This is a genomic window from Paenibacillus plantarum (genome assembly GCF_013141695.1).
In the GTDB taxonomy this organism is placed as follows: Bacteria; Bacillota; Bacilli; order Paenibacillales; family NBRC-103111; genus Paenibacillus_E; species Paenibacillus_E plantarum.
In genome coordinates this window covers 1-18,166 of record NZ_WHNY01000031.1, presented here as the reverse complement: position 1 = coordinate 18,166, position 18,166 = coordinate 1, and the positions used below count along the sequence as shown (strand labels likewise).

At 41.0% G+C, this 18,166-nt stretch carries 11 protein-coding genes and 3 pseudogenes; 13 read left to right on the top strand and 1 reads right to left on the bottom strand.

Annotated elements, in window-relative coordinates; all coding sequences use genetic code 11:
* Window positions 1-70 precede the first annotated feature (70 nt).
* The 11 genes and pseudogenes from GC096_RS10110 to GC096_RS10060 all read left to right on the top strand — a co-directional run bounded on the left by GC096_RS10110 (window position 71) and on the right by GC096_RS10060 (window position 15,360).
* Window positions 71-742, top strand: a complete 672-nt coding sequence (locus tag GC096_RS10110; protein WP_171630123.1) for an ABC transporter ATP-binding protein — start codon at window positions 71-73, stop codon at window positions 740-742.
* A gap of 337 nt (window positions 743-1,079) precedes the next feature.
* A complete protein-coding gene (locus GC096_RS10105; protein WP_171630122.1) occupies window positions 1,080-1,262 on the top strand; it encodes a hypothetical protein in 183 nt (60 codons plus the stop codon).
* A 186-nt stretch (window positions 1,263-1,448) separates the two neighbouring features.
* Window positions 1,449-1,565: pseudogene (locus GC096_RS10100) on the top strand (sugar ABC transporter permease); the annotation flags it as partial.
* A gap of 9 nt (window positions 1,566-1,574) precedes the next feature.
* Window positions 1,575-1,703: a sporulation histidine kinase inhibitor Sda gene (gene sda / locus GC096_RS39540; protein ID WP_376769486.1), complete on the top strand. Its 129-nt coding sequence runs from the start codon at window positions 1,575-1,577 to the stop codon at window positions 1,701-1,703.
* A gap of 579 nt (window positions 1,704-2,282) precedes the next feature.
* On the top strand, window positions 2,283-2,576 hold the full coding sequence (locus GC096_RS10090) for a helix-turn-helix transcriptional regulator (protein WP_171630120.1): 294 nt from the start codon (window positions 2,283-2,285) through the stop codon (window positions 2,574-2,576).
* A gap of 134 nt (window positions 2,577-2,710) precedes the next feature.
* On the top strand, window positions 2,711-3,355 hold the full coding sequence (locus GC096_RS10085) for a GGDEF domain-containing protein (RefSeq protein ID WP_171630119.1): 645 nt from the start codon (window positions 2,711-2,713) through the stop codon (window positions 3,353-3,355).
* A gap of 47 nt (window positions 3,356-3,402) precedes the next feature.
* Window positions 3,403-3,585: an aspartyl-phosphate phosphatase Spo0E family protein gene (locus tag GC096_RS39060; protein WP_171630124.1), complete on the top strand. Its 183-nt coding sequence runs from the start codon at window positions 3,403-3,405 to the stop codon at window positions 3,583-3,585.
* Window positions 3,586-4,086: 501 nt separating this feature from the next.
* Window positions 4,087-8,985 carry a discoidin domain-containing protein gene (locus GC096_RS10075; RefSeq protein ID WP_171630118.1) on the top strand — a complete coding sequence of 1,633 codons (4,899 nt, stop codon included), beginning with the start codon at window positions 4,087-4,089 and terminating at the stop codon, window positions 8,983-8,985.
* Window positions 8,986-9,246: 261 nt separating this feature from the next.
* Window positions 9,247-10,896 carry a response regulator transcription factor gene (locus tag GC096_RS10070; RefSeq protein ID WP_171630117.1) on the top strand — a complete coding sequence of 550 codons (1,650 nt, stop codon included), beginning with the start codon at window positions 9,247-9,249 and terminating at the stop codon, window positions 10,894-10,896.
* Window positions 10,897-10,995: 99 nt separating this feature from the next.
* Window positions 10,996-12,153: an S-layer homology domain-containing protein gene (locus GC096_RS10065; RefSeq protein ID WP_171630116.1), complete on the top strand. Its 1,158-nt coding sequence runs from the start codon at window positions 10,996-10,998 to the stop codon at window positions 12,151-12,153.
* Window positions 12,154-13,002: 849 nt separating this feature from the next.
* Window positions 13,003-15,360 carry an AraC family transcriptional regulator gene (locus tag GC096_RS10060; RefSeq protein ID WP_171630115.1) on the top strand — a complete coding sequence of 786 codons (2,358 nt, stop codon included), beginning with the start codon at window positions 13,003-13,005 and terminating at the stop codon, window positions 15,358-15,360.
* Between the two features lie 965 nt (window positions 15,361-16,325).
* Here the strand turns inward: GC096_RS10060 and GC096_RS39690 are convergent.
* Window positions 16,326-16,439 (bottom strand): annotated as a pseudogene (locus tag GC096_RS39690) (transcriptional regulator); the annotation flags it as partial.
* A gap of 197 nt (window positions 16,440-16,636) precedes the next feature.
* Between GC096_RS39690 and GC096_RS10055 the strand changes: the two are divergent.
* Window positions 16,637-17,593, top strand: coding sequence for an IS30 family transposase (locus GC096_RS10055; RefSeq protein WP_171630114.1), 957 nt, complete (start codon window positions 16,637-16,639; stop codon window positions 17,591-17,593).
* Window positions 17,594-17,678: 85 nt separating this feature from the next.
* A pseudogene (locus tag GC096_RS10050) lies at window positions 17,679-18,166 on the top strand (ABC transporter substrate-binding protein); the annotation flags it as partial.

Genomic DNA, 18,166 nt, shown 5'->3' with positions numbered 1-18,166 from the left:
AGAATTGAATTCATTGGAATTGAATCGTATTCTTCATTTATTTGGCTTCAAATAATGGGGGGCGAAGACAATGACAGCCTTAATTCAGATTGAGAACGTGAGTAAGTTTTACTATATGGGCGGCGAAACGATTCGTGCGTTGGATGACATCACGTTAGACATCGCACAAGGCGAGTTTGTCGCCATTATGGGGCCTTCGGGGTCCGGCAAGTCCACGCTGATGAACATCATCGGCTGTTTGGACGTTTCGGACGAAGGCCTGTATGTGCTAGATGGGAAGCATATTCACTCGCTGAAGGATTCGCAATTGGCAGAGATTCGGAATCGGAAGATTGGGTTTGTTTTTCAGAACTTTAACCTGCTGCCGAGATTGAGTGCCTATGAGAATGTGGAGCTACCGTTGATTTATCGTGGGTTAGGGAGAAAACAGCGAGAGCCGCTTGTACTCCAGGCGCTAGAAGCGGTTGATCTACTGGACCGACGGAAGCATTTTCCGTCGGAACTGTCTGGCGGACAGCAGCAACGCGTTGCGATTGCGCGCACGTTGGCGGGAGATCCGCCGATCATCTTGGCGGATGAGCCTACGGGGGCGCTAGACTCAAAAACTGGCGTGGAGATCATGGATATCTTCAGGCGGTTGAATGAGCAGGGCAGGACGATTATTGTGATTACGCATGATCGGCAGGTTGCGGAGCAGACGAAGCGGGTTGTTAGGTTTCGGGATGGGCGATTGGTTCATTAAAATGAGATAGAAAACTTAACGTGATACGGGCCTTACGAGAATCGTAGGGCTATTTGTGTTTTCATGCTGATTGCATTTTTTTTATTTGAATCACTTAATATAATGTGGGAACTAATGTTCTTGTAATGGTGAAGCAGGCTTAGACTCAATACAGAGAGTTGGGATGAAGTACCGGAGCCAGTTGAAGTCATGACTGCTTATATCATCTCTTTGGATCCTTGTTTCCGCATCTTAAGTCAGAGAAGTTGCACCCCCAATAGTGTAAATCAGGAACTTGTGTGGGTACTGGATCGATATTGGAGACATCGCGATCATTGCTGGAATGCAGATTTCGTTGATGCGTAGAGTGGTATTTGTGCGCAATACGTATTATCGCGATGCGAAGAAGCTGAAGGAGGCGGGCTTCAATTTCGTGAGGCTTGGGCATTCCCCCAAGTCGCCTGCTGTTCTTGACGCTTACGACGAACTCGGGCTGGCCGACGAACCAGTTCCGGGCTGGCAGTACTACGAGGAAGGTTAGGGGATGCCTCGTGGGTCGGTATCGACCATAACCGCGTTTGTTATCCCCGGTTGTCGGAATGCGGGGCCCTCGATTCGGTTCGGCAGCCTAAAATTCGTTTACTATTTTTACCAAATTCAAAGTAGACCGGGTATCGTGCATGAGCATGCGGAAAGCATGCCGATGGTGTACATTGCGAATTATTGGACGGAAGGCACCTTGCCCCACTTTATTTCTTGGGTTATCGTCTCGGGGTTCGTCATCTCTCTGCTGTCCGTGGATAACTGCAGCCTGAACATACTGATGCAGAAGATCGACCAGATAAGATAAATTATGCGGTCATTACAGGATGACAAATTGTTAATTGTTTTAAATAATGCCACGACTCTAAAATTAGATACTGAATTTATTGAAATAATCATCCGAATTCCCATTATTCGGAAATGTTCTGAAAAAAGTTAGGAATGTCAATTGGGGAATAGCGCTAGAAGTAATATATCATATGAAAAAGACGAATATTGTATCTAAAACGATATAAAAGATAAAATTACCTCATTAAAAGTACTTATCCTTTTGTTTAGAATGAAATAGTGAAGAGATTTTAAAATTGAAATAGCAAAAAGGTGATGTAATGCGATAACTACTGCATTTTGGAAGGAGGATAAATTCTGGACGGGCTCTGTTGCGTTATTTATCAGATGCAAAGCGAGTGAGTAAGTAAGTCATTCTTAAAAAGTCGTTTAGGATATATCTCCGGCTTTAAAAGAAAACTAGTCCAAAGTTAAATGTTATTTCAATTTGAGGTGACAAATTGTGCGATCATTATAGGATGACGAATTGTTAAAACTTTTAAATATTGCCACAACACTAAAATTTGAACCTCAATTTATTAAAAAGATTATACACGAAATTTATCGGAGGAAATTGAAAATCCAATTTTCATTTATTGAAAAAAAATACAAATATCAAGTTAGCTTCGAAAAACAAAGGGAAGACAAGATCGAGCAGGCCTCTTACCTTATCAAAAAGGCACTCGGCATTATGAGCATCAGATTCATGGAGGATATCACCCTCTCCGAAATCGCCGGGAACGTAAGTCTCACTCCGAACTATTTAAGTCGCTTGTTTCGGCAGGAGACGGGGAAATCCTTCAGTGACAATCTTTTCGATCTACGGATAGAAAGGGCTACTGAACTGCTGAAATCAAGCACATTGAAAATCTATCAAATCGGCGAATCTGTAGGCTATCCTAATTCCCGTTACTTTAGTGAATGGTTCCAGAAGCAGATGGGAATGTCACCTGGAGAATATCGGAAGAAGCACCTTTTAAGATAGGTGTTTTCTCCTTTAGCTTGTCCGCAAAGAATTGTTAGCGCTTTCAAGAAGGGCGATGTAATTGATCCTTACTAGGACTCGTAGAATTATTAACTACATTATTCGATAGGCGTTGGTAAAGGGGATGTTAAATCGTGAAATATACAGGAAGGATTGTATTGCTAACACTATCACTTCTTAGTTGGATATTAATAATCGTTCATTCTTATTCTTATCAGGTTTATGGGAAAATGGACATCATCTATTTGATCTGTGCATTAGCTAACATAGGATTGGGTTGGTTCTTGGGCAAGCACTATGATATTGCGAAGTTTTATTCCGAGAAGGACTACCTCACCCAGGTATATACTCGGAGATATGGATTAAAAACATTATCTTCACTTTTGCAAAAAATGGAGCAGAAAAAGAAGGAATTAAGTTTGTTTGTAGTTGACGTGGATAAGTTTAAACAAATTAACGATACATATGGGCACGATACGGGGGATTGGGTTTTAAAATGTATAGCTACATCGTTGGTGAATTGTACAAGAAAAACGGATATTATAACTCGCTGGGGTGGTGATGAATTTCTTATTGTTGCCCCTGATACGAATAATTATGATTTATTTGCTTTTTTAATTAGAATTGAAAATCAATTAAAGGAAGTATCGATGATATTAAATTTAGAAATTTCTCTATCAATAGGTGTATCTAGTTACCCTGATGATGCGTTAAACATAGATGAATTAATAAGAATTGCAGATAAAAACATGTATCTAACTAAAATTAAAAAGTCGTGATACCAAAACCATATCAACAAATTATTGTACTGAAGGGGGTATGAAGACTGGATAAGGCCTCTAAAATCAAAAAAGCCATAGAAGCGAAAAGAGAGGAAATGCTCCTTGTAGGAATGATCTTTGGATTAGAATCAGAGGTTGTATTGAGTAAGTCTAAAGAACTTGATGATTTATTAAATCGATTTGATTCGTTGAAAAAGTTACATAATAGGGCCAACAGCAGAATTTAGAGAAATCTTTAAAAAAAGTAGAAGCACATTCTTCATACTTTGAAGAATTCATGTATTTCTGTTGTTTAGGATATATGTTCACTTTGCTTATGATAGCGATATGAGGAGACTTAATAGAGTAAATAGACGATTATACTCGGGGGAGAAATTATCGTTAGCTTTGAAATCTACCGGTATCTCAACAATCTTCAGAAAAAAGTGGCCATGACCTTAGGAACGGATAAATCTAATTAATCAGATTATTATTTGGGATAAATGATAATTTCGATTAAAAACATTAGTATTCTTAAGGTGAAATTATCACAAGATAGGTAAAATTGCAGTAGAAAGTCGATTTTGAGGGTTTTATTAATCGGTAATTTCTTGAAGGTGGGTGTAAGCGTACTCAAAATATTGATTCCATGAAGCTTGTGTGATTCGTAGCTTTTCATTAAGAAAATACATCAAGTGAAGCGGTTAGTGATTGTCGATTATGCAAAATTAAAGAAAGAGGTGCTAACATTGAAGAAAATAACTCCTTGGCTTCTACTACTTACTCTTGTGTTAGGAATGGTACTTCCAAATTCAGAGGCTTCCGCAAGCACTGATCAGGGAACAAATGGAACGAATGAAAGAACAATATTAAACTTTAACAACAACTGGGGGTTTTACTTAGGTGACTTGACTGGCGCAGAGGCCCCTGCTTTCGACGACAGTAAATTTGCAAATATTACAATTCCTCATACAATGAGACTTGAAAAAAAACATGCAAATGGCGCCCAATCCGTATATCAAGGGATAGGTTGGTACAGAAATTATTTCACAGTTGATGAGCAGTATAGAGGAAAAACAATAAATATTGATTTTGAAGGTGTAATGATCGATAGTGACATCTACTTGAATGGTGAGAAAGTTTTCACTCGCAATGGTGGATATGTTGGTTTTTCAGTGGACATAACGAATAAGGTAAATTATGGCCAAACCAATGTTCTGGCGGTAAAGGTATCCAGTGTGGACAATCCTGATACGCCGCCTGGGAAACCTGATGCGGGTCTTGATTACCATTACTTCGGCGGCATATATCGAGATGTAAAAATGAGAATTACGAATAATTTGCATATTTCCGATGCATTACAGGCCGATAAAACTGCCAGTGGTGGCGTTTTTGTTACCTACCCTCAGGTAACAAGCTCAAGCGCAACGGTTAATGTGAAAACGCACGTCGTTAATGCAGATACTGTTGCTGCGCAGGCCAAAGTAATCAGCAAGCTTGTAGATAAGAATGGAAACGTTGTTGCACAAGGTGAAACCAATCCAACAAGTATAGCTGCGAGTGGTGATAATCAATTCAATCAAAACTTAACTGTAGCAAATCCAAGTTTGTGGAGTCCGGATTCTCCGTACTTATATTCTCTGGTAAGCGAGGTTTATAATGATTCGAGTTTAGTAGATTCTATGACTACTAAAGTAGGTGTCCGGACGATAGAGTTTAAGCCGGATGGTTTTTATCTCAATGGCCAGAAGACATTTATACGTGGAGCAAATCGTCATCAACAGTATCAAAATATAGGGGATGCAGCTTCTGATTCCATGCAATATCGCGATGCTTTGCAAATGAAAGCTGATGGATTTAATGCGGTGCGGGCTGCTCACTATCCTAATGATCCTGCATTTCTAGATGCAGCCGACGAAATTGGCCTCTTGGTCGTAGAGTGTCAGCCTGGTTGGCAGAACTGGACAGACAGCACGACATTTTATGATTTAACATTAAGAGATACACGCGAAATGATAAGACGTGATCGGAACAGACCCTCAGTCGTCTTATGGGAAGCAGCGTTGAATGAAACACCAACTGCTCCGGCATCATGGAACGATGCAGTAACTAAAATTGCTCATGCGGAATATCCGGGTAACCAGATGTATACCGCGAACGACAATGGGCTTCATGGTGAATACTATGAGGTTAATTACAAGGGAGTTAATACGAATTGGCAAGCAGATCCAAGTAAATGGACGGATTATGCTCCCAATAAAGCTTTCTTAACACGTGAATGGGGTGATTGGGGCGATAGTAGCAGGGCTTTGAGAGTACAAGGCGAAGCTGCTATTACCTCCGCACTTCTTAACCGTCAGAGAATGCTGAATGGTGATGGTTATTCTGACTGGGGCGGGATGGATGCCAATGCGAGAATAGCCGGTTATTTCATGTGGATTTGGAATGATCATACTCGAGGGTCAAACTCTGTGACAGCAGGAGCCGGTTCAGTAGATATAGATAGATATGAAAAATACAGCTACTATTGGCTGCAGTCCATGCAATCTGCTAGAAACCCTGTATATGGACCAATGGTGTATATCGGAAGCTCTTATTCTTCAACATCAAGTCTTAATGTCAATGTATTCAGCAATGCTGATTCTGTTAAGCTTTATCAAAACAATGTACTAGTGAGAGAAATTACAAGAGCACAGGCTGCAACGGATGTTCCTAATACAGTAGCAAAAGGTGGCAGTCCGATATTCAAATTTACATTGTCCCAGTTTGTTGCGGGAGAACTTAGAGCCGATGCTATCTTAGATGGACAAGTTGTAAAAACGCACACGGTTAAGACACCTGGTCAGGCAAATAAACTAGAAATTGAAGTTCGCGATAGAGGTATTAAACCTGTAGCGGATGGTTCTGACTTAATACCTGTCTATTTCAAGGTTGTTGATGCAAACGGTACAGTAGTTCCAACTGCGGCAAATTCCGTTCATATCGCTGTAACAGGACAAGGTCAGCTTGTAGGTAAAGGTATGCCAAGAATTGGCGTTGAAGATCAGAATGTTGAAGCAGGAATAGGCTTTGCATTCGTAAGAGCTTCTGACATAAGTGGGGATATACAAATAACTGCTACTTCAGAAGGTCTCACCTCAGCAACGACAACTGTAAGCACGTTACCTTACCAAGGACAGTTTGTGTCAGTCGCACAACATACGCCATGGGTTGGCGGAGTGGAGAAATTAGAGCCTAAAGAGGCATTCTTTAAAAATATTGCCATTGGAAAACCCACTACAGCATCGTCTGAGCAAGGCGGAAATCCTGCTAGAAATGCAGTAGACAATAGTGAATCTACAAAATGGACTGCAAATGGAAGTTCTTTGCCCCAATGGTTGCAGGTTGATCTAGGGAAAAACTATAACTTGCAAGGCTTCCAGATGCTATGGGAGAAATCAGATGCTGTATATAAATATTACATTGAAGTTTCAAAAGATGGCGTGAATTGGACTAAGGTTATCGATAAATCAACCAATACAGTTAAAAACGGTAGAGAGACAGCTATGGCAGATACGAGAGGCAGATACGTAAAGATATCCATTGTAGGCAACATTACTAACAATTACTGGGCATCCCTGTATGAGTTTAAGATTGTACCATCAGATGAACAAATCCCGGATGAGATCATTACTGATAATGCCATCGACACAATAATAGCATCATCGGAAACTGAAGCTGGTCGAGGTACGGATAAGTTAAGGGATGGAGATACAAACATAGGCACAGGCTGGTTGGCAAAATCAAATGAAATGCCACAGTCCGTTACTGTTAAGTTTAAGACACCCCAAACTATAGCGGGAAGCCGCATTTTCTGGGAAAAGGATAGTAACTGGTATACCTATGATTTAGAAGTATCAACGGATGGCGTTGTATGGCGTAAAGCTCTTGATAACTACACTGTAGGGGGGCAACAATTTACACCGGAGACTTTTGCTAAGCCATTTAAGAATATCAATTATGTTCGCGTAACTATAAAGGATATACTTGCCGGTGGTGGATTTAGAGTAGGGTTCGCTGAATTGATCTTGTATGGCCAAAACTATACGATGAATTCAGTCATGAGCTTCACAGCGCCGGCAGCCATCACAGGACTGAACATCGGGACGGCAAAGACAGCGGTCGCTCTTGGATTGCCAAACACAGTAGCCATGGTTACCAATGCGTACAGTGTCGATGCCAATGTGACATGGAATGTAGATGCAACAAACTATGATCCCACTGTAAAGACAGCACAGACCTTCACTGTTAATGGAACTGTAGCTCTGCCAACAGATGTAGAAAATCCCAACAACGTACCTTTGACAACAAGCATTAGCGTAACTGTAAATAAGATCCCTTCATCACAGATGACGGCTACGGCGACAAGTCAGGAAACGGCTGGGGCTAACAACGCAGCTTCCATGGCGATTGACGGAAATCCAGGAACGATCTGGCATACAAAGTGGAGTGGATCCGACGTTCTCCCACAATCGATTACCTTAAACCTTGGAGGATCCTATAATATCAATCAAGTCGCATATTTACCAAGGCAATCAGGAGGAACCAATGGAATTATTACAGGCTATAACGTGTATGTAAGTACGGATGGTGTATCCTTTACTAAGGTTGCAAATGGAAATTGGGCAAATGACAATGTGTTGAAATATGCAACGTTTGCTTCGACCAATGCATCCTATGTCAAGCTCGAAGCAACAGCGGGCAACAGTGGGTTTGCAACCGCTGCTGAGATCGGTGTGCTTGCGGAACCAGCGGTAGCGCCACTAGTGCCGAAAACAGTTATAACTGGTACGGAGAATGTAAATGCTGGCCAAACCTTCACTCTGACGATGGGACTGACCGACGTTACACAAAGCGTATACCAGCAAGTGTATGCTCAAGACTTGAAGCTTCACTTTGATCCGACAAAATTGGACTTTAATTCAATAACATCAGTGAAAGACGGATTTCAAGTCATTGATAAAGATGTTTCAGTGCCAGGAACTGTTCGAATTTTGGCTGTCGGCGTAGGCGCAAGCGTACCTGCCCAAGGCGATTTGCTCTCAATCCAATTTACGGCCAAATCTATCAACCAGGCAACCAATACGACAATTTCCGTTGATCAAGTTAAGATTGCCAATGCACAGGGGAATGAACTGCAGGTTGGTGAAGCTTCTCACGAGATACAAATAGCAGTAACTAGTATACCTGTAGATAAATCGCTCTTGAATGCAACGATTGTAAGCGCTCAAGCGAAATACGATGCAGCTGTGGAAGGCAATGAGAACGGAAAGTATGCGATTGGTTCCAAGGCGCAATTGCAGTCAGCTATCGATGCAGCGAAAGCGGCAGCAAACGATTCGAATGCCAGCCAGCAGCAGGTAGATAGCGCGAAAGCAGCATTGGAAGCGGCAATTCAAGTATTCGAAAGCAAGAAAATAACGACAGATATCAATGGAGAAGGTACAGGAGGTACAGGAAGTACCACAATCGGAGACTTGGCTATAGTTGCAGCTGCTTACGGCAAAGAACAAGGTCAAGAGGGCTGGAATGAGAAAGCGGATGTCAACCATGACGGCAAAGTAGACATTGTAGACCTTGCCATTGTAGCAAGAGAGATTTTGAATTAAAAGCTCTAAAAAAAGAAGAAGGGGCGGGCGTGGTTACCATGCCCGCAAATTCTTAGAAAACGACATGACTATTCATTAAATTGTATTCGGCTTATAAATCTGAATGTTTCGTTATGAAACTGCAGACCAGAAGCCGATATTTTTTTCTAAACGATGACTTTGCTTGCATTTTCTTTCATTAACGAAGCGATTTGTCCTATTCTTGCGAACTCCAAGCGGTTTCGTAAATAGCTTTATATAAAAATGTTTTGGAGGATAAATATGTACAAATTAATTTTAGTGGATGACGAAGAGGATGTTCGGGAAGGTCTTGTTCGAGAGTTGGACTGGAAAGCGATCGGCTTCGAGGTCATTGAGAAGGCAGAGAACGGCAGAGAAGCTTTGGAAATGGTAGAGAGGCTGCAACCGGATGTCGTAGTAACGGATATCATGATGCCGTTCATGAATGGACTCCAGCTTGCTGAAGAAATTCGGGAACGCTTTCCGACCATTAAGATCATAATTCTAACGGGATATGATGAGTTCGAGTATGCTCAAAAAGCGATTAATCTGCACATCGACGAGTATGTGCTGAAACCTTTTTCAGCGCAGGAGCTCATTCATTCGCTGCTTAAGGTTAAGGGTCAGATTCAAGAGGAAGTGGACCGCCGGGAGACTGTACAGATACTTTTGGAGCATTTTCAGAAGAGCATACCTATGTTGAAGGACAATTTCTTGGCTACACTCATAAATCGCAAGCTTCCCGTTGAAGAAGTGTATGAGAAGGCGGCGAAATATGCCATTGATCTCAGCGGAAATAGCTTCGTGGTTGCTGTAATGAGTATTGATGGGGAGCTGATCCCTGAAGAGGAGATGCAGAAACAGGGAGGGCTTGCAAGTTCGGTTGCTTTGAAATATTCGGATGATCAGGCGCTGAAATATTTTGCCCTATTGAATATTACGGCGGAAATTGCCGATAAACGGTGCCTTGGTCTTGTTTTCATGCATAACGATCAGGTGGTAGTGTTATCCGTAAGGGAGACCGGGGATCGCGAAATCGCACTGCAAGAGACGATGAATATACTGGATGAAGTACGACAGAATGTGGAGAGGTATTTGAAGTTCAACATAACAGTTAGTATTGGGACTGTCATGAAGGATGTCGCCAAAATTAAATATTCGTATGATGATGCCATGCTGGCGCTAGATTATCGACTCATCCTTGGAAATAACCGGATTATTTGCATAGATGATGTAGAAAAGCGCAGTGTTGAGAACCTTCGCTTTGATGACCTAAAGGAACACTCCTTGACGCGTTGCATCAAAGTAGGGACGAATCAGGAAATCCGAGAGACGATAGACGAGCTTTTTCAGGGGATCGAGGGAGCTGCTTCCGTTAAGGAGTATCAAATCTATCTGCTTGAAATCTTAACTTGTATTTTAAAGGCCGCCAAGGATTCGAATTTGAATGTAGACGAGGTATTCGATGACAACTTCATTCCATTTACAGAGATCAATAAGTTTACTACCTTAGAAGCAGCCAAGCATTGGCTTGCCGAGCTGTGTACCTCGATGATGAATCATATAGTCACAGACCGTCAATATTCTTATAAAAAGCTGGTGGGGCTGGCCAAAGAGTACACGAAGAACCATTATCACGAAGACGATATTACAATTAACAAAGTGTCTAGCTATTTGTATATCAGTACGGGATATTTCAGCAGTATTTTCAAAAAAGAGACGAAAATGACGTTCGTGAACTATTTGAGCCATATCCGCATAGAGGCTGCCAAGGAATTGCTACGTACCACGGATATGAAGACATTTGAAATTGCGGAGAAAGTTGGCTATTCCGATGCCAATTATTTTAGCTTTTCCTTCCGTAAAAATGTCGGCGTTTCCCCAAGGGATTATAGAAATACCAGTGCATAGGGTAGTTGGATTAAATGAAAGTAGGATTATACGGCAATTTGCAAGACTTTTACAATAAAGCAACTCACACTATGTTGTATAAAAGGGAGATTTTCTTCGATGATAAAAAAAATACACACATTCAGTCTGATGTTTTTTTTTATAATGCTTTTACTTCCATCTATCGGTATACATGCAACCTCCGGCCCAGCCTATTTGATTTCCATCCCGGATGGCAGCATATCGGCAGGCGATAATTTCCAGGTGACGGTGAGTGGCAAGCAAGTAAGCGACTTGTATGCTTATGAAGTCAATTTATCTTTTGATACCAGTCACTTGAAGTATATCGATGGTTCTAGTGATAGTAGCGGATTTGCTGTGGGTCCTCTTGTGAAAGGAAACAAAATTCAAATTGCGAATACGCAAACAGGCAATGCTCCAGGCAAGAACGGGGATGTGACACTGGCAAAGCTGACATTTCAAGCGGTTAGTCAAGGATCCGCTGAAATTGTGCTGGAAAGCGTGAAACAGTTGAATTCAGAGTTAGAGTCTACTGTTGTTTCTAACAACAGTAAGGTTTCGGCTATTATAACAAACAAGATCCAGACTAATCCGAATGATGTGTTTAATAGTGATATTGTTAATGTAAAAGACTTGCTTCAAGTTATTAAGTCTAAGGTAGCGGAAGCTCTGACATCTAATACGAAAATTGAACTGGCTGACATTCAAGGTCACTGGGCCGAAAAGACCATCGGTACATTCGTGAAACTTGGCGTTATCGATGGGTATGAGGATGGATCGTTCAGACCGGATGGCAAAATTACACGCGCTGAGTTCGCAGCAATCATCGCGCGCGTATTTGATATCAGTAGCAGCGCTAATCATTCCGTTGAACTAAACGATATCGACAATCACTGGGCAAAGGACGTTATTGAGAAGCTCGCTAGCGCAGGGGTGATTGCCGGTTACGAAGACGGAACCTTTAAGCCGAACCAAACGATTAGCCGTGAGGAAATGGTTGTCATTTTATCCCGTGTTGTCGACTTAAGTAAACTGGATAAAGATTCTTCCAAGGGCAACTTAACAGATTTGGCAAGCGCTAGTTCCTATGCAGTGAATCAAATCAAAGATGCGGCTGAAGCGGGCATCGTTAGTGGCAAGTACGGTGGAATATTTGATCCACATGGCAACTCCACACGTTCGGAGGCTCTTACGGTTATTCTGAATGCACTGAACCTTAACCCTCAAATAAAAACATTATTGGATAGCTTGGACTAATCCTCACCTCATGCTCTTCGGCTTGTATTGTTCTCAATCAAAGCATTCTGACTCCTTTAATTCCGGTCTCTCCAAGCGGAGCGACCGGAAAGTAATAAAGTGGGAAAAGGAGGGCAAATCTTTTGAAATATTGCTTATATGATAACAGATATAATGAGGTTCCGGGTGACTTTGAGCAAAGGTATGATCAAGTTATTATTCTGGATTAGGTTCCAATTTTAGGAGGCATATGCGTAATCGAATCCTTTATTTGTTGTTTCACATTTTAGTCGCTTTTATAAGAAAAAGGGATACTGGCAGTCACATGAGTTCATTAGATTAGTAAGAAAAAGAGATCGTTACAAATAACTTACATTACGATTCTTATCTTTGATTGACTTGATGATATTCGTCATGTCCTTGACCTCGCTCTTGTTTATAACCTCATTACTAAAGTGCAAAAGACCCGGATGGTGGGCACTTTTTTTAAAATGCCTATCTTTCAGGTAACTGTTACCCTATAAGGGATAGGGTAACAATAAATGAAATCCAATTTATTCTATTAAAGCGGTCACTCAGAGATTGACTTCTGTTTACAACTGGAATAAATTCGGGGTTGCAAATTTTGAATCACGCTGCCATTTTATATGATGCATTGCATAACTTATTCTATCTGGGAAAGTTCCGTTTCTTGTTGGATTCTACGGAAAAAGTAATTTCAGTAGTTTACATAATTCACTTCATTAAAAAATGCATTTTTCTACAAAATGTATTGTTATTTATATATCTTGAATACTCTCTGAAGGATAAAGCTACTGTCTTGGAGAAGAGTGGAGTACAGTAAACTATCTTTAGGAGGTTAACTCTCACATGTTATTCCCGCTTAAATCTCCTCGCAAGACCTTATTTGCAAAAATGATGTTAACTCTTACAATAACCGTTACTTTATTGATTTTAGCGCTATCGTCGCTTCTCTATCGAAATTTCTTTACGGCTTCTTTGGATAATATCAACCGAATGAATACCTCTATCCTTTCTCAAACCAGCTACAGCACGAAGTATATGGATTCTTTGGTTAGCAAATTTATAAATACCGTTATCATGAGTCCTTATACATCCGTTCTGCTGAATAATACGGATAACGATATGGTTACGCTCGGATCTGCATTCCGCAACCTCGATAGCCTTTCACTTCCGCATGATTATGTTTACTCCGTATATACGATCAATCTCGCTTTAAACCGTATCGTATCCACAGAGACGGGCAATTTTTATACAAAAGAAGATTTCTACGATCAAGACATTATTTCATTGTTGCAAACGGTGAACAAAGACTCATTTGCCGAAATGCCTATTGCCAGAAAAATCCCAAACCCCCAAGCCTCAACAGCTTCGGAATTAGCTAACGTGTACACCTATATCGTGCCCGACGGTCTGGAAACGAATTCATCCTCTCGCATTGCGACTGTCATCAATATCAAAGCAAGTGTGCTTCGGGATATGATCGCATCATTAAATGCCAAAATGTCAGGCCCCAGAAACGAAATTATCGTGATCGATTCCCAAGGAACGATTGTAAACCATACATCAGAAAGCATGTTTTTGCATAGCGCGAAACAAGAACCGTATATCCAAACTTTACTAGCGGCCGATCAAGAATCAGGAAGTTTTAAGACGAACCTGAACGGTCAAGATTATCAAGTTACCTATGTTTCCTCCGATAAACCAAACTGGAAATTTATTAGTTTGACTTCATACGCAACATTTATTGGCACAGTTGATACAATCAAAACTTCTACGTTTTGGATTTGTCTAACGATCCTGGGTCTCGGTTTATTTTTCTCGTTCATCATGTCAAGATCGCTTTATATTCCTGTCGGCAGACTTGTAGAAACCGTTAAAGAACATCTCACAAGCACTCATAATAAGGATCATCCGACAAATGACATCTTTTTTCTGCAAAACGTTTTCAATGATATGATTACGAAAAATAATGAATGGGAAAATAAACAAAGAGAACAGCTCGCTCCCTTAAAAAACAAGTGGCTGCAAGATATGTTGCTTGGTATCCGATATGTTGATCAGGAAGCGTTGCGAGTTTCCCAAAAAGAGCTTGGTATACATTTAAATCTAAATGGCCCGCTTAGATTGTTACTTCTTCGTCTGGACAACTATCGTGATTTTCTAGACTCATATAATGAAAAAGACCGTTGGCTCTTAAAGTTCGGCATTGCTAACATCGTTAATGAATTCGTATCAGAGGAATATAAACTAGAAAACATTTACCTGGAAAACGATCACCTTCTGTTGCTGTTGGAAATCAGCCCTTTAGAGAATGTTGAAACTACAGAAGGTGCCTTAAAGAGGCTTATCGAATTAGCACAAAAAGCTGTAAATCAGTACCTGAAGCTCTCGTTTTCCGCAACTCTAAGCATCCCTGTCAATTCTTACTTACAACTCTATGAGTCTTATTCCGATACATTAGCACTATCTTCGTATCGGATCGTCGCAGGTCACAACAGCTTCCTGACTCCAACTTTTCGAAGCTCGATCAAGGAAACAGTAATTTCCTTTCCCGAGAGTAAGGCCAAATTGCTGCTTGACTCCTTGAAATTGGGCCATTTGGACAAAGCGGAGGAAGCGTACTCTGATTTTATTAATCAACTTTCCGGAACGACTTATGAAAACTTGCTTTCGTCCATTATGCAGCTTAGCTTCATGTTGAAAACAACCTTTAACATCATTTTGGAAAGTGATGAATTTCGAAAATCAGAACTATTTCAGATTGTTTCCAGAAATATTGAGCAGTTTGAAACCATTGAAGAAATTCATGAAACCTATTCATCCCTATTTTCCGAAATCATTCGCGTCATGGAACAAAATAAACATAATAAACACAATTCGATAATTTCAAGAATTATAAAGATGATCGAGGAACAATACCGTGATAATAACTTAAATCTACGTATTATCTCCGACGAGTTTCAAATGTCAAACGTTTATTTAGGGAAATTATTCAAAGACGCTACAGGTAAATCCGTTTCGGAGTATATTACTGACGTACGAATGAATCATGTCAAACAACTGCTGGACAACAGCAATCTTTCAACCAAGCAAATCTTATCTCAGTGCGGTTTGGAAGAGACAAATTATTTTTATATCATTTTCAAAAAACGTTACGGGGTAACGTTGTCTCAATACAAGATTGAGAAAACAAAACGTGAGTAGGCCTACTACAGAGGCCATAGGAATTGAAGCGATGCATAATAACAAAAAGGGGCAAGTCGAATGTAATCATTCGTCGCCCCTTTTTGTTGCTATCCGCTGCGTGGTAAGCAGAAAATTTAACAAATGTAATTTCAGAACTTCGCTGGCATCTCAAAAGGAGTGCCGCTTGCCGGGGATTCTCTTCGTATCTTTAGTCGTAGAAATTAGAGGAATGTTTAAAAAAGTAGTATCATGTTCTTCACACTTTGAAGAATTAATTTCTTTCTGTTGTTCAGGATATACTTTCACTTAGCTTATGATAACAATACGATACGTATGCTACTAACTGAGGTGTTTACATTCGCAGGAACAACATGATTATTTTAAAATATTGTAAATGTAGAAATAGTTCACTACATAATTTTCCAAATAGCGCATTGCTCTACAATCTAGACAGCGCTTTCACAAAACTAGCTGGAAAATTCATATACTATGTCCCTCACTTTTTCCCTTTGAAATATCCAGACCAATGACTCGATTCATAAAATACCCTCCAGTTTGATAAATTGCCTGAACCCCAGAAGAACGATCTGCCTTGGCTGCTGAGAAATACATCACCAAGTCAAAAGTGGTCAACCAGTAAAATCTTGTTGATCTCATAATACGACGAGAGAACGATAGCTAAACATTTGAAGGTGTTCTGATTTCATCAGAACTCGTAAGATGTCGCATTGTTACAGTATTTGTCCTAATATTTGAATACATGGAAATTGTAACTGGCACTTTCCAACCACCTTGCGACTAACCACCATAGGGTGGTTTCTTAACTCCGCCTTTGTATCACTAATAACGCAAATAACCGCTCAGAGAGTATGAGCGGCAGATATTCAAATGTCACAACTAGTGCCGAAAGAACCAATCATTCAAGCAATACTTATAACCCATGACGACGGGACTTGTGTCAGTTGGGAAATATCATCAATCAATTAAGGCGAAGGAATATCATTAAAATATGCCCCTCGCTTCAGGGCGTTGACAAACTGCTGGAGCCATCCGTAATAAGTTTGTCCATGCCGAAGTTTATATAAATCTTGAAGAGCAAGATTACGTTCTGTGAATCACTTTACATTTGTACCCACAGTCTGGACTATTTGAAATAGTGTTCAGACAGTGGGTATCTTTTTTTGTATGACGGATTGTAATATGAAGTGCGACACCTAAGAAAACAAAAAGGCCCATGATCGGAATCGTGTAAAATGGGAGTTACCACACCACCATGATTACAGGAGAATCCAACATGAGCTACTCCCATCTTAGCATAGTCGAGCGCGGACAACTAGAGACCTTATCTCAGCTAGGTTGTTCAGCTCGGGCAATCAGCCGTCAACTCGGGCGTCATAACGGCTCCATTTCTCGTGAGATCAAAAGATCTCGCGCTCAAGCATCGTATGAAGCACTACCCGCACAAAAGGCCTATCAGCAACGTAGAGCCCTTAGCATACCTACCGGTAAGTTCACGGATAAGCTTGCGGAAGAACTCCAAGAGAAGCTAATGCAAACCTGGTCGCCTGAGCAAATAGCTGAAAAGCGGAGGATGGAGGGAAAAGCCTTCGTCTGCTTCAAGACCATCTATAGATGGCTATATGCAGGCCTTCTTGCAGCCGTGGAAGTAAAGCACCTACGTCACAAAGGGAAGCGTCGTAAACCAATGGAAACACGTGGTCGATTCCTCGTCGGAACCCCCATTAGCCAGCGTCCGAAGGAGGTTCAAAAACGGGAAACCTTTGGCCATTGGGAGCTAGATAGCGTTGTTTCGAGTCGAGGAAAGAGTCGAGCCTGTGCTGCCACTTTTATAGAACGTAAGACAAGGATGTACGTGGCTCTAAAGATGCCAGACCGTACGGCGTACTCTATGGAGGTAGCTTTTGGCGTTGTAGCCAGCCAATACCCGCACGCTGCTTTTCAGAGCGCTACAACAGATCGTGGAAAAGAGTTTGCCTGTTATGCCGCATTGGAAAATGTTCACGAATTAAAAGTCTACTTCGCGGATCCTTACTCCTCCTGGCAACGAGGCTCCAATGAAAACGGCAATGGCCTCTTGCGAGAGTTCTTTCCCAAAGAACACGATTTTGCAAAGGTCACAGATGAGGAATTGGCTGACGCCATTCGCCTTATTAACGACCGTCCTCGAAAATGTCTAGGTTGGATTACCGCTCACGAATCTTTCATGGCCGAAGTGTCGCACTTAGCTTGACAAACCGTCGTATACTTATTGTGAAATGTATTAAATGATATTGAAAGAAACTCAAAATCGCAGATCAGAAAAAAAGGAGGACATAATGCTTAAACAGAAAAAGAAAATTGCATCAGTAATAGCTTTATCCCTTATTGTGTCCCTTGCGCTCGCCGGATGTGGGACAGACACGAATCAGGGTAAACAAACTGACGTGTCACCGAGCCAAACAGCCCAGGTTAAAGGACAACAGAATGAACAGCCGGTAGAATTAACATTTTATATTGCTAATTCACCGGTTAAAGACATGGATCGAATTATGGGAGTGGCAAATAAGATCATTAAAGAAAAAATTAACGCAACATTAAAGCTTGTCGTTACCGACTGGAGCGCGTACCCGCAAAAAGTGAATTTGATGATTTCCTCGGGTGAACCGTTTGATCTCGCCTTTACCGGAAGTTTTGGAGAATTGAACTATTTCCAGATTGCTTCCAAAGGAGCTTTCAAGGATATCACCTCACTTCTGGATAAGTATGCTCCAACGACCAAGTCGAGAGTGCCCGAGAATATATGGCAAGGCGTTAAAGTGAATGG